This is a genomic window from Nocardioides sp. AX2bis (genome assembly GCF_902506435.1).
Lineage (GTDB): Bacteria > Actinomycetota > Actinomycetes > Propionibacteriales > Nocardioidaceae > Nocardioides.
Genome location: NZ_LR733215.1, coordinates 3,057,740 through 3,070,908, shown reverse-complemented (window position 1 = coordinate 3,070,908; position 13,169 = coordinate 3,057,740). Strand labels below are relative to the sequence as shown.

At 72.4% G+C, this 13,169-nt stretch carries 10 protein-coding genes; 4 read left to right on the top strand and 6 right to left on the bottom strand.

From position 1 onward, the window contains the following. Positions 1–65: 65 nt before the first annotated feature. Positions 66–851: an IclR family transcriptional regulator gene (locus GV155_RS14740; RefSeq protein ID WP_160009141.1), complete on the bottom strand. Its 786-nt coding sequence runs from the start codon at positions 849–851 to the stop codon at positions 66–68. 119 nt (positions 852–970) lie between these two features. Beyond that, the gene (locus GV155_RS14735; protein ID WP_160009139.1) at positions 971–2,416 is read right to left on the bottom strand and encodes an SLC13 family permease; all 1,446 of its coding nucleotides are present in this window, start codon (positions 2,414–2,416) and stop codon (positions 971–973) included. Between the two features lie 225 nt (positions 2,417–2,641). On the opposite strand from GV155_RS14735, the gene GV155_RS14730 reads away from it, so the two are divergent. Continuing rightward, entirely contained in the window at positions 2,642–3,796 is a 1,155-nt protein-coding gene (locus GV155_RS14730) for a pyridoxal-phosphate-dependent aminotransferase family protein (protein WP_160009137.1), read from the top strand. A gap of 6 nt (positions 3,797–3,802) precedes the next feature. Beyond that, the gene (locus GV155_RS14725; RefSeq protein WP_160009135.1) at positions 3,803–6,793 is read left to right on the top strand and encodes an FAD-binding and (Fe-S)-binding domain-containing protein; all 2,991 of its coding nucleotides are present in this window, start codon (positions 3,803–3,805) and stop codon (positions 6,791–6,793) included. A 121-nt stretch (positions 6,794–6,914) separates the two neighbouring features. Here the strand turns inward: GV155_RS14725 and GV155_RS20485 are convergent, their stop codons facing one another. Beyond that, the gene (locus tag GV155_RS20485; protein ID WP_201300181.1) at positions 6,915–7,691 is read right to left on the bottom strand and encodes an enoyl-CoA hydratase; all 777 of its coding nucleotides are present in this window, start codon (positions 7,689–7,691) and stop codon (positions 6,915–6,917) included. Then, a complete protein-coding gene (locus GV155_RS20480; protein WP_201300180.1) occupies positions 7,688–8,860 on the bottom strand; it encodes a CaiB/BaiF CoA transferase family protein in 1,173 nt (390 codons plus the stop codon). Before GV155_RS20480 ends, GV155_RS20485 begins: the two co-directional genes overlap by 4 nt. A gap of 37 nt (positions 8,861–8,897) precedes the next feature. Here GV155_RS20480 and GV155_RS14715 point away from each other — a divergent pair, with 37 nt between their 5' ends. Both GV155_RS14715 and GV155_RS14710 read left to right on the top strand, forming a co-directional pair. Then, entirely contained in the window at positions 8,898–9,593 is a 696-nt protein-coding gene (locus GV155_RS14715) for a GntR family transcriptional regulator (protein ID WP_160009133.1), read from the top strand. A gap of 170 nt (positions 9,594–9,763) precedes the next feature. Further along, entirely contained in the window at positions 9,764–11,278 is a 1,515-nt protein-coding gene (locus GV155_RS14710) for a PTS fructose transporter subunit IIC (protein ID WP_160009131.1), read from the top strand. Positions 11,279–11,506: 228 nt separating this feature from the next. Here GV155_RS14710 and GV155_RS14705 read toward each other — a convergent pair whose 3' ends face one another. Further along, on the bottom strand, positions 11,507–12,697 hold the full coding sequence (locus tag GV155_RS14705; RefSeq protein WP_160009129.1) for an NAD(P)/FAD-dependent oxidoreductase: 1,191 nt from the start codon (positions 12,695–12,697) through the stop codon (positions 11,507–11,509). Between the two features lie 14 nt (positions 12,698–12,711). Beyond that, positions 12,712–13,152: an SRPBCC family protein gene (locus GV155_RS14700; protein WP_160009127.1), complete on the bottom strand. Its 441-nt coding sequence runs from the start codon at positions 13,150–13,152 to the stop codon at positions 12,712–12,714. Positions 13,153–13,169 lie beyond the last annotated feature (17 nt).

The window sequence follows — 13,169 nt, the reverse complement described above, 5'->3', positions numbered from 1 at the left end:
GGCACGATCGCGCTGACCGTTCAACTATGACCCGAGGGCTCCTCACCCGCTCGTGTGGTCCTGGGTCAGGCGAGGTCGTCGGCGATCGCCGCGGCGGCCCGGTGGAGGGCGGGCACGGCCTCGGTGAGCAGGTCGTCGGTCATCCGGGGGGCCGGGCCCGAGATCGACACCGCCAGCCGGGCCACGGGCCGGGGGCCGGACTGGCGTGGGGACTGGGGCACGGCGACGGCCACGCACCGCACGCCGACCTCCTGCTCGCCCTCGTCGACGGCGTAGCCGCGCTCCCGCGTGCGGTCGAGCTCGGCGTCGAAGGAGCCGGCGTCGGTGATCGTGTGGTCGGTGTAGCGCGGCATGCCGGTGCGCACGAGCAGGTCGTGGACCTCGGTCGTCGGCGTCGTCGAGAGCAGGACCTTGCCCACGGCCGTGCAGTGGGGCAGGACGCGCCGCCCGACCTCGGTGAACATCCGCATCGCGTGACGGCCCGGGACCTGCGCGACGTAGGCGATCCGGTCGGTGTCGAGCAGGGCGAGGTTGGCGGTCTCGCCGAGCTCGTCGACCAGGCGGCGCAGGTGCGGGGCCGCGAGGGAGTTCAGCATCGTCGAGGAGCTCTCGGCGAGCAGCAGCAGGCGCGGGCCGAGGGCGTACTGCCGTGACGGCTCCTGGCGCAGGTAGCCGAGGTCGACCAGCGTGCGCACGGCGCGGTGGATCGTGGGGAGCGGGAAGCCGGACTGCACCGCGAGCTGGGACAGGCCCATCACGCCGCCGTTGGTGGCGACGATCTCCAGGAGCCGGAACGCACGGGCGATGGACTGGACCCCGCCCGTCGAGCGGGACTTCTCGTCCTCAGCCACGACTGCCCCCTGTTCTTCTTCCGTTTGTCGAAAACATCCTACCGTTGAGCGGAAGGGGAGGTGCGCCGACCGGCGCACCTCCCCCTCGTCGAGCCCGGGTCAGCGCCCGGGCGTGGCTGTCACTGCAGGAGGCCCAGGCCGAGCGCCTGGTCGCCGAGCAGGATGAACAGCACCCAGGTGACGAGCGGGACGACCGCCACCATCGAGAAGCCCCAGGTGAGCAGGCTCTTGTAGACCCGGTCCCGGTCCGCCTCGTTGGCGTTGGCCACCACCAGCGCGCCCGAGGTCGAGTACGGCGAGGAGTCGACCGTCGAGGAGGAGATCGCCAGCGCGGTGACCAGGGCGACCACGCCGAGGACGGCGCTGGGGCCGTCCAGGAACGGGACCGCGAGCGGGATCAGCGCACCCAGGATGCCGGTCGTGGAGGCGAAGGCCGACACGATGCCACCGACGTAGAGCACGAGCAGGGCGGCGATCACGGCGGCACCGAGGCCGGCGGCCCAGTCGCCGAAGTACGTGATCACGTCGCGCTCGCCCGCCGGGTCGAGCGCGGGGTTCTGCAGCAGGCTGACGTAGGTGACGATGCCGCAGACCAGCAGGATCGTCGGCCAGGCGATCTCGCCGACCGCGCCCTTGGTGATCTTCGGGTTCATCAGGCACAGCAGCGACCCGATGAGGAACGAGAAGAAGCCCACGTCGAGCCCCAGGAAGAACGCGCCCAGGGTGAGGACGACCATCCCGGCGATGGTGAGGCTGCGGTGGAAGTCGAGCGTGGTCACGGGCGCGTCGCCCGGCTTCGCGAGCGGGGAGGCGCTGGACGCCGAGGCCGTCTTCTGGCCGGTCTGCTCGGCCGGGCCCTCGCGGAACCGGCTGACCTTGGCGCCGTCGGAGGAGACCAGCTCGCCGTCGCCGGCGTCGCGCACGCCCAGGAGCTTGCGCCCGCCGAAGAGCACGAAGGTGATGGCGCCGAGGATGACGTTGAAGACGAACGAGGCGAGGAAGAGGAACAGCGGGCTGCCGTCGAGACCGGCGCTGGCCACCGTGTCGTTGGTGATCGCGCCGAAGATGCTGAGCGGGGAGAAGCCGCCGGCCGTGGCGCCGTTGATCACCATCAGGCCCATCAGGACCTGGTTGATGCCGTACTTGCGGGCGAAGGTCATCCCGATCGGGGCGATGATCGCGACGGCGGCGGGCACGACGGCCCCGATGCCGGTCAGGACCCCGGTGACGCCGAAGAACACCCACGGGATCAGGGCCACCCGGCCGCCGACCAGGCGTACGGAGGCGTGCACCAGCCAGTCGACCGTGCCGTTGTTCTTGGCGATGCCGAAGAGGAACGTGACCCCGGCCAGGGTGATGAAGAGGTCCCCGGGGAAGCCGTCCGAGATCATCCCCGATTTCTCGTCGAGGGCGTCGGAGCCGAACCCTCCCGGCAGCAGCAGGATGCCGAGGACGAACGCGGCGGAGATGGCGAGCACGCCCATGTGGATCGGTAGGAACGTGGAGAGCAGGAAGATCACGCTCAGCACGAGGAGCGCGATGATGGCGACGACAGCGATGGACAAGGGACAGGACCTCCGGGTTCATTCCGCCAAGCGGAAGAGAGTTTTCGCTGCACCGACCTTGGCGTGTGACTCAGGTCTCGTCAAGCCCTGGGCAGAGAACGGTTCGAGTGGGTGGACGGGTGGCCCACGTCACGATTACGCTCCACTTAGCGGTAGAGAACTTCCGCTGGACGGATAAACCACTCGGGCGGACGTGAGCGTCGGGTCCGGGACGAGAGGATTCCCATGGGACGTCACTTCCTGCAGATCCCCGGTCCCACCAACTGTCCGGACGAGGTGCTGCGCGCGATCTCGGCGCCGACGATCGACCACCGCGGCCCGACCTTCGCCGCGCTCGGCACCCGTCTGCTGGAGAAGATCAAGCCGGTCTTCGGCACCACCAACCCGGTGGTGATCTACCCCGCGTCCGGCACGGGCGCCTGGGAGGCCGCGCTGGTCAACACGCTGAGCCCCGGCGACAAGGTGCTCTGCTTCGAGACCGGCCACTTCGCCACGCTGTGGCAGACGATGGCCGCCGAGCTCGGCCTCGAGGTCGAGATGGTGGCCGGCGACTGGCGCCACGGCGTCGACACCGACGCCGTCGCCGCGCACCTCGGAGCCGACACCGCCCACGAGATCAAGGCCGTCTGCGCGGTCCACAACGAGACCTCGACCGGCGTCACCAGCCGGATCGGCGACGTGCGGGCGGCGATGGACTCGGTCGACCACCCGGCCCTGCTGCTCGTCGACACGATCTCCTCGCTGGGCTCGATCGACTACCGCCACGACGAGTGGAAGGTCGACGTCACCGTCGCCGGCTCCCAGAAGGGCCTGATGCTGCCGCCGGGCCTGTCCTTCAACGCCGTCAGCGACAAGGCGCTCGAGGCCCACCGCACGGCCGGCATGAAGCGCTCCTTCTGGGACTGGACGCCGATCCTGGCGGCCAACGAGAAGGGGATGTGGCCCTACACCCCGGCCACCAACCTGCTCTACGGCCTCGAGGTCGCCCTCGACATGCTGGCCGACGAGGGCCTGGAGAACGTGTTCGCGCGCCACCAGCGCTGGGCGCGCGCCACGCGCGCCGCCGTCGAGGCCTGGGGCCTCGAGGTGCTCTGCCTCGACGAGCGCGAGCACTCCGGCGTCCTGACCGCCGTGGTGATGCCCGAGGGGCACGACGCCGACGCGCTGCGCGCCCTCATCCTGGAGCGCTTCGACATGTCGCTGGGTGCGGGCCTGACGAAGCTCGCCGGTCGGGTCTTCCGGATCGGGCACCTCGGCCACTTCGAGGACTTGTCCCTGGTCGGCACGCTGGGCGGGGTGGAGATGGGTCTCGGCCTCGCCGGCGTCCCGTTCACCCCGGGCGGCGTCCAGGCCGCCCTCGCCGTGCTGCAAGAGGACTGAGCGACCATGACGACGACCGCGCCCCCCGAGAGCACCGTCGGCCCGGACGAGGCCCCGCCGGGCTTCGCCGCGGCCCTGGAGGCCGCGGTCGAGGGCGAGGTCGCCTTCGACGACTACAGCCGCCACCTGTTCTCCCGGGACGCGAGCATGTACGCGATCCGCCCCCTGGGCGTGGTCTACCCCCGCCACGCCGACGACGTGGCGGCCGCCGTCCGCGTCGCCGCCGAGCACGGTGTCCGGGTGACCCCGCGCGGGGCCGGCACCAGCCTGGCCGGTCAGACGATCGGCGCGGGCATCGTGCTCGACCTGTCGCGGCACATGAACCGGATCCTCGACCTCGACCCCGAGCGGCGTACGGCTCGGGTCGAGGTCGGCGTGGTGCAGGACGAGCTGAACCGGGCGGCGGCGCCGTTCGGGCTGATGTTCGGCCCGGACACCTCGACCAGCAACCGGGCCACCATCGGCGGGATGATCGGCAACAACTCCGCCGGCAGCGGGTCGCTGCGGTTCGGGATGACGATCGACCACGTCCGCGCGCTCGACGTGGTGCTCTCGGACGGCTCGACGGCGCGCTTCGAGCCCGTCGACGACGCGGAGGTGCACCGGCGGGCCTCGATGCCGACCCTGGAGGGCTCGCTCTACCGCGAGCTGCCGCGGATCGTCGAGGAGAACCGGAGAGCGATCGCCGACGGCATGCCGCCGTTCTGGCGCCGGGCCTGCGGCTACCGCCTGGACCGCCTGGCCGACCCCGCGACGCCGTTCGACCTGGCGACCTTCGTCGTCGGCTGCGAGGGGACCCTGGTCACCGCCACCGTCGCCGAGGTCGATCTGGTCCCTAAGCCCGGGAACACCGTCTACGCCGTGGGCCACTTCGACACCACGCAGAAGGCCATCGAGGCCACCATGGACGCGCTGTCCTGCGAGCCGGCCCAGGTCGAGCTGATGGACAAGACGATCCTCGACCTGTCGCGCCAGAAGATCGAGTACGCCGACCTCGGCTCGTCCCTGGTCGGCGACCCGGCCGCGCTGCTGTTCGTCTCCTTCACCGGCGACGACCGCGACGAGGTGCTGGCGCGCCTGGACCACCTGATCGAGGTCTGGGACGAGAAGGGCCACGGCTACCACACGCTGCGCCTGGTCACCGCGGCCCAGCAGACCGCGCTGCTGAAGGTGCGCAAGTCCAGCCTGGGCCTGCTGATGGCCGCCAGCCAGGGCTCGAACCGGCCGCTGGCCTTCGTCGAGGACACCGCGGTGCCCCCCGAGCGGCTGGCCGACTACACCGCCCGCTTCGCCGAGATCCTCGACGAGAACGAGATGAAGGCCGGCTTCTACGGCCACTGCTCGGTCGGCTGCCTGCACATCCGCCCGTTCGTGGACCTGTCGCGGCCCGACGAGATCGTCCGGATGCGTCGCGTGGCCGAGCAGATCAAGGACCTGGTCAAGGAGTTCGGCGGCGTCAACTCCAGCGAGCACGGCGACGGCCTGGCCCGCAGCGAGTTCAACCGCGAGATCTTCGGCGACGACCTCTACGAGGCGATGCGCGAGGTCAAGGGGATCTTCGACCCGGCGAACATCATGAACCCGGGCAAGATCGTCGACGCCCCGTCGATGACCGAGAACCTCCGCGACGCGGTGCTCCCGCCGGCGCCGGCCTTCCGCACCCGCCTCGACTTCGAGGTCGTGGGCGGGATGCGGGGCGCGGCCGACCGCTGCATGAACATCGGGCTATGCCGCAAGAGCACCACGGGGGCGATGTGCCCCTCGTACATCGCGACCCGCGAGGAGGAGCACGCCACCCGTGGCCGTGCGAACGCCCTGGTCAAGGCGCTCTCCGAGCCCGACCCGAAGGCCGCGCTCGGCGGTGAGCGGCTCCACGAGATCCTCGACCTCTGCCTGATGTGCAAGGCCTGCAAGTCGGAGTGCCCGCTCGGCGTGGACATGGCCAAGCTGAAGAGCGAGACGCTCTCGCACTACCACGACGAGCACGGCGTGCCGCTGCGCTCGCGGATCTTCGGCAACATCCGGACCCTCAACAAGCTGGGCTCCTTCTTCGGCCCGCTGGCCAATGTCCCCGGCCGGATCCCGGTGCTGCGGTTCCTGATGGAGAAGGTGCTCGGCATCGCCCGGCAGCGCCCCCTGCCGCAGTTCAAGCGCCGCAACCTGGTGCGCTGGTACGGCAGCGAGGGTCGCCGGTCGACGACGAGGGCCACCCAGGGCACCGTCAACTTCCTGGCCGACTCGTTCACCTCCTACTCCGAGCCGCACATCGGCCAGGCCGCGATCCGGATGCTCCAGCGCTCCGGGTGGGAGGTCGAGCTCGCCAGCACCGGCTGCTGCGGCCGCTCGGCGCTGTCCAAGGGCCTGGTCGACGAGGCCACGAGCAAGGCCCGCACGATGGCGGCCGACCTCGCGACGAACACCCCGGCCGGCTCCCCGATCGTGGGCTGCGAGCCGTCGTGCCTGTTCACCCTGCGCGACGAGCACGTCTCGATGCTCCCCGACGACCCGAACGTGCAGGACGTGTCCGGGCGCGTGCGCCAGGTCGAGGAGCTGCTGGTCGAGGCCGTCGACGACGGGCGTCTGGCGTTCGCCGAGGACTCGTGGCTCGCGGGCCGACGGATCCTCTACCACGGCCACTGCCACCAGAAGGCCGAGGTCGGCACCGCCGCGACCGTCGCCCTACTGAAGCGGATCCCGGGCGCCGAGGTCGTCGAGCTCGACGCCGGCTGCTGCGGGATGGCCGGCTCGTTCGGCTACGAGGCCGAGCACTACGAGATGTCGATGAAGGTCGGCGCGGACCGGCTCTTCCCGGCGATCGAGGCGGAGGACCGCGAGACGGTCATCTGCGCGACCGGCACCTCCTGCCGCGAGCAGATCTTCCACGGCACCGAGCGCTCCGCCTGGCACCCGGTCGAGCTGGTGCAGGAGGCGATGACGTCGGCGTCGGCTTCGGCGTCGGGCGGCCGGCGGGCCGCCGACAACCCCGCCCACGCCTAGCCGAGATGACGCTCGCGGACAGCCGAGATGACGCTCGCGGACAGCCGAGATGACGCTCGCGGACAGCCGAGATGACGCTCGCGGCGCGTCGAGGTGACGGTTCCGGCCAGGCAGGGCCGCCTCAGCGGCCCTGCCAGTCCGGGGTGCCGCGGCTGGTGAAGGCGGCGACGCCGCGGGCGAAGTCGTCGGAGCCGTAGACGCCGGCGACCACGTCGTCGACGTCGACCGTGCCGGCCGCCGCGTGCAGCCGGCGCAGGATCTCCTTGCCCGCGGCCATGGTCAGCGGCGCGTGGGACAGGATCGCGTCCAGCACCTCGGTCGTCGTGGCGTCGACGTCGTCGGTGGTCCGGGTGACGAACCCGCAGGTCTGCGCCTCGGTGGCGTCGAGCAGCCGGGCGGTCGTGATCATGTCGATGGTCCGGGCGTGCCCGAAGTGGCGCAGCGTCAGGGCGTAGCTGCGCGCCGAGAGCGTGTTGCCCAGCGTCCGGGCGATCGGGTAGCCGAAGCGCGCCGAGGTGTGGGCCACGCGGACGTCGGCCGCGGCCGCGATGGCCAGGCCGCCCCCGACGCAGGCGCCGTCGATGGCCGCGACGACCGGCACCCGGACGGCCAGCAGCCGCTCGATGGTGGCGTCGATCGTCTGCTCGTACGCCACCCCGCGCGGGCCGTCGAAGCCGGCGAACTGGGCGATGTCGGTGCCGGCCACGAACGCGCGACCGCCGGCGCCGCGCAGCAGCACCGCGCGGACCTCCGCGGAGGCGTCGGCCTGCTCGCAGGCGGCGACCAGGCCCTCGTACATCGCGAAGGTCATCGCGTTGCGGGCCTCCGGACGGTCGAAGACCACGTGCAGCACGGGGCCCTCGAGACGGACCTGCAGGTCGTCGGTGGTGGGGCTCACGGGGTCTCCTCGGTGGTGGGGGCCAGCTCGGCCAGGACGGCCGCGGTGTCGGCGCCGAGCACGGGGCCGGCCGGCCCGCGGCGCACCGGCGTACGGGAGAAGCGCATCGGCGAGCCGACCTGTCGCACCGCGCCGAGCGTCGGGTGCTCGGCGTCCCAGAAGAAGTCCCGGGCCTCGAGCGCCGGGTCGGTGAAGACCTGGTCGTAGGTCTGGATCGGGGCGCACGGCACCCCGGCGGCCCCGAGGACGTCGAGCACCGCGCCGGTGCTCATCGTCGCGGTGACCGCCTCGACCGCCTCGACCAGCGCGTCGCGGTGCGTCATCCGGGCGGTGTTGTCGACGAAGCGCGGGTCGGCGGGCAGCGCGTCGAGCCCGAGCGCGCTGCAGAAGGCCAGCCACAGCGTCGGGGTGTTCGCGCCGATCGTGACGTGGCCGTCGGTGGTGACCACGGCCTGGTACGGCGCCTGCGACTGGTGCGCGGAGCCTTGGGGTCCCGGCACGCCACCGCCGCCGAACCAGCGCCCGGCCTCCCACACGCCGAGCGCGACGCCGGCCTCGTGCAGCGAGACGTCGAGGTGCTGGCCCTGCCCGGAGCGGTCCCGCTCGCGCAGGGCGGCGGTGACGCCGAGGGCGACGTACATCGCGCACATCAGGTCGCACACCGGGACGCCCACCTTGGCGGGCCCCCCGTCCGGGAAGCCGGTCACGCTCATCAGCCCGGAGCGGGCCTGGGCCATGATGTCGAGACCGGGCTGCTGCGCGAGCGGACCGTCCTGGCCCCAGCCGGACGCCGAGGCGTAGACCAGGCCCGGGTTGTCGGCGGCGAGGTCGTCGTAGCCCAGCCCCATCCGGCGCATGGCGCCGGGACGCAGGTTCTCGACCAGCACGTCGGCGCGGGCGACGAGCCGACGGAAGGCGTCGCGACCCTCGTCGGACTTCAGGTCGAGCGCGACCGACTCCTTGTTCCGGTTGAGACGGACGAACGAGGAGCTCTCGCCGTCGACGTACGGCGCGTTGCCCCGCACGAAGTCGCCGGAGCCGGGCGTCTCGACCTTGACCACGCGGGCGCCGAGGTCGGCGAGCTGGGTGGCCGCGAACGGGGCGGCGAGGAAGGACCCGACCTCGACGACGAGGACGCCGGCGAGCGGTCCGGGGACGGTGTCGGGCACGCGACCTCCTGGGTGGGTTCTGTGTACGGTATACCGTATGACGGTCGACCGACGGCTCCTCCCGCCGCCCGGTCTGGCCGACCGCGCGGCCGACGCGATCCGGGCGATGATCCTGGGTGGCGAGGTGGGACCCGGGGAGCGCCTGGTCGAGAGCCGGCTCACCGAGCAGCTCGGCGTCTCGCGGCCGCCGGTGCGCGAGGCGCTGCAGCAGCTCGAGCACGAGGGGCTCGTGGTGCCGTCCGGCCGGCGCGGGCTCGCCGTGCGCACCCTGACCCGCCGCGACGTTGACGAGATCGTCACGCTGCGCGACGCCCTGGAGCAGCTCGCCGTACGCCTGGCGCTGCCGGTCACCGACGAGGCGCGGCTCGCGCCGCTGGTCGAGGCCCTGGCGTCCCTGGAGGACGCGGGGGCGCAGGGGCTCGGCGCCGCGGCGCTGGTCGAGCGCGGGTTCGCCTTCCACCTCGCGCTCGTCTCGCTCTCCGGGCACCAGCGGCTGATCGCGAGCTACCGCGACCTGGGCCTGCAGGTGCGGCTGTGCATGAGCGCCAACGTCGCGAGCCGGACGCACGAGGACCCCACGGGCAACGCCGCGCGGCACCGGTTGCTGCTGGACGTGGTGCGGGCCGGCGACCTCGACGCCGCCCTGGCCGCGCTGGCCGACCACGGGCACTGGTCCCTGCTGTCGCGGTTCGCCGACGAGCTGCCCGAGGGCTCGCGGGAGTCCGGCGCCTGAGAGGCGCGGTCTAGGACCGAGGGCCCGAATTCTGCGAAAACCATGTGGTTTTGGGTCCAGGTGTCTTTGTTCCTGTTGTTCTCGGGATGTGACTCACCTCACGATGAGGCCCAGAGCCGCAGACGCTGGCTCCGCCCCGTTCCTGGGGCCACGCTGAGAAGGACACCACCGTGAAGCTCATCGCCGTGACGTCGTGCCCCACGGGCATCGCGCACACCTACATGGCTGCCGAGGCGCTCGAGGTCGCCGCGCGCGAGGCCGGTCACGAGATCCAGGTCGAGTCCCAGGGGGCCGGAGGGGCCGTCCGGGTCTCCCAGGCCGACATCGACGCGGCCGACGCCGTCATCTTCGCCGCCGACGTCGAGGTGCGGGACAAGCACCGGTTCGCCGGCAAGCCCACCGTCGTGGTCGGCGTCAAGGCCGCGATCAGCGACCCGGGCGGCCTGCTGCTCGAGGCCGAGAGGGTCGCTGCGGCCCACCGCGCCGACGGCGCCCCGCGGACGGCGACCACGGCGACCACGCCGGCCGCGGCGCCCCGGCCCCTCGGTGGCTCCTCGGTGGGCTCGAGGGTCCGTCAGTGGCTGATGACCGGGGTCAGCTACATGATCCCGTTCGTCGCCGCCGGCGGGATCATGATCGCCCTGGGCTTCATGCTCGCCCGCCTTGCGGGCGGGGAGGACGGCGCCGTCACCGTCACGGCCATCCCCGTGACCGACCTCATCGCCAGCTTCGACCCCACCTCGGGCACGCAGTGGGCCGCGCTCCTCTTCCAGGGTGGCGTGGCGGCGTTCGGCTTCCTGGTCGCCGTGCTCGCCGGCTTCATCGCCTACGCCATCGCCGACCGTCCCGGGCTCGCACCCGGCTTCGTCGCCGGTGCGCTCTCCGGCGTGGTCGGGGCGGGCTTCCTCGGGGGGCTCGTCGGCGGGTTCCTGGCCGGCTTCCTCGCGCTGGGCATCTCGCGGGTGCGGGTGCCGCGGGCCGTGGCCAGCCTGATGCCGGTCGTGGTCACGCCGCTGCTGGCCACCATCGCCACCACGGTGATCATGCTGCTCGTCGTGGGTCGACCGCTGGCCAGCGTGCAGACCGGTCTGACCGACGGCCTGAACAGCCTCTCCGGCGGCTCGATCGCCGTGCTCGGCGCGGTGCTCGGACTGATGATGGCCTTCGACATGGGCGGGCCCGTCAACAAGACCGCCTACGTCTTCGCCACCGGCGGGCTGACCGCCTCCGCGATCGCCGACGGCAGTGCCGCCCTCACCGTGATGGCCGTGGTCATGGCCGCCGGCATGACGCCGCCGCTCGGGCTGGCGCTGGCCACGGTGGTCCGCCGCCGGCTCTTCACCGACGCCGAACGCGAGAACGGGAAGGCGGCCTGGCTCCTGGGGGCCTCCTTCATCACCGAGGGTGCGATCCCCTTCGCCGCCGCCGACCCGCTGCGGGTGATCCCCTCGATCATGGTCGGGTCCGGTCTCACCGGTGCCCTGGTGGCGCTCTTTGGCAGCGAGCTCGCCGCCCCGCACGGCGGCATCTGGGTGACGCCGTTGATCAGCGGCATCCCGGGCTACCTCCTGGCGATCGTCGTCGGGACCGTGGTCACCGCGGGCCTGGTCATCGCCGCCAAGTCGGTGCGTCCCTCGCCGGCGGCCGTGACCGCGGAGTCCGACGACGTCGCGCTGGTCGCCTGACCGCGGCGCACCTCGTCACGCAGGGCCCTGGGTCGGATGCCGACCCGGGGCCCTGCGTCTCACGCCTGAGGGTGTATCCGCAGGTGGGGGGCCTCGGGCAAGACTGACAGCGAGGTCGGCGGCCCCGGGCTCCGAGACTCACGCAGATCCTCGGGGATGCAACCCGTGAGGGCCGGGGGCGCTGACCTCGCCAGCGGTCGGGGGCGCGCCCCGTGAGGGCGCCGGCCCCTAGAGGCGACCGAGCAGGTCGACCGGGTTGGCCGGCCGGGCGTGCGCGGCGAGCAGCTGCTCGGCGCCCTCCAGCTCGTCGCCGTCGCCGTCCCAGACCAGGACGCCGGCCACCTCGTCGGCGGTGAGGTAGTAGACGACCGTACGGCCGTCCGCGCGCTCGTCGACGACGGTCTCCAGGTCGGTCGAGGTGCTGCCCATGGCCTCGAAGCCGTGCCCGAGGACGTCGGAGTAGAACATCGGCGTGTGGTCGTAGGTCTCGTCGGACCCCGCGATGATCCGGCCGACGGCGGCCCCCATCGCCGAGGCGTTGTCGACGTGCTCGACGCGGCGCCGACCGAGGATGCGGTCGGGGTACTCGGCGACGTCGCCGGCGGCGAACACGCCCTCGGCCGTGGTCCGCAGCCGCTCGTCCACCACGATGCCGCCGTCGTCGGACCGCTCGGCCACCCCGTCGAGGACGTCGCCGGCGGGCTCGATGCCCATCCCCACCACGACGACGTCGACGTCGAGGACCCCGCCGTCGGAGAGGCGCAGGCTGATCTCGTCGCCGCGCTGCTCCCCGCCGTCGACCTTGGTGCCGGACACGAGCCGCACCCCGGCGTCGACGAAGAGCTGCTGGAAGCGCTGGGCAAGCGGCTCGGGGAAGCGGGTGTCGCCGAGCACCTGCTCGGGGTGGACCAGGGTGACCTCGCAGTCCTGCTGCGAGAGGGCGGCGGCGATCTCGCTGCCGATGTAGCCGCCGCCGACGACGGCGACGCGGGCGCCGCCCCCGGCCAGCGCGCGCAGGCGCTGGTAGTCGGTCAGGGTGCGGTAGTGCAGCACCCGGTCGGAGGCCGGCAGCCCGTCGACGCCGCGGGGGTGCCCGCCCGTGGCGACCAGCAGCGAGCCGTACCCGAAGGTCGTGCCGTCCGCCGTGGTGACGGTGCGGGCCTGCGGGTCGACCGCGGTGACCCGGGTGGCGAGGTGCACCTCGGCCCCGGTCTCCTCCGCGGTCCGCGGGTCGAGCCCGTCCTGGGTGAAGTCGGGGTCGGTCCACAGCTTCTTGGACAGCGCCGGGCGCGGGAACGGCGGCACCGGCTCCTCGCCGAGGATGCCGATCGAGCCGTCGTGGCCCTGCTCGCGCAGCGCCTGGGCGGCCGCGTCGGCCACCATGCCGCCGCCGACCACGAGGACGTCGTAGGTCTTCACGGTGCTCCCCGCTCTCAACCGGCCAGGCGGTCCAGCGCCTGGGTCATGTCGCGCTCGACGTCGTTGCCGATCTTCTCGAAGACGACCTTGACCGCGGGGGCGGCCAGCTTGGCGGCGCCGGACATCTCGATCACGGCCTCGTAGGTCACCTCGCTGCCGCCGCCGGAGGCCGGGACGACGGTGATGGTGTCGGTCGACGTGGCGGTCTCGTTGCGCCCGACCAGCACGATCGTGTCGTGGGTCAGTTTCTCGAGCGTGTAGGTCAGCTCCGTGCCGACCCCGGCGATCTTCGACTCGTTGTGGAACGTCGAGCCGACGACGATCGGGCCGGTGTCGTTGCGGGTGCAGCGCTCCGTGCCCGGGTCCCACTCCTCGGCGTGGGTGAAGTCCTTGAGGTAGTCCAGGACGGTGGCGGGCTCGGGTCGGACGGTGAAGGTGCGGGTGACGGTGGTCATGCGCTCGACGCTAGGTC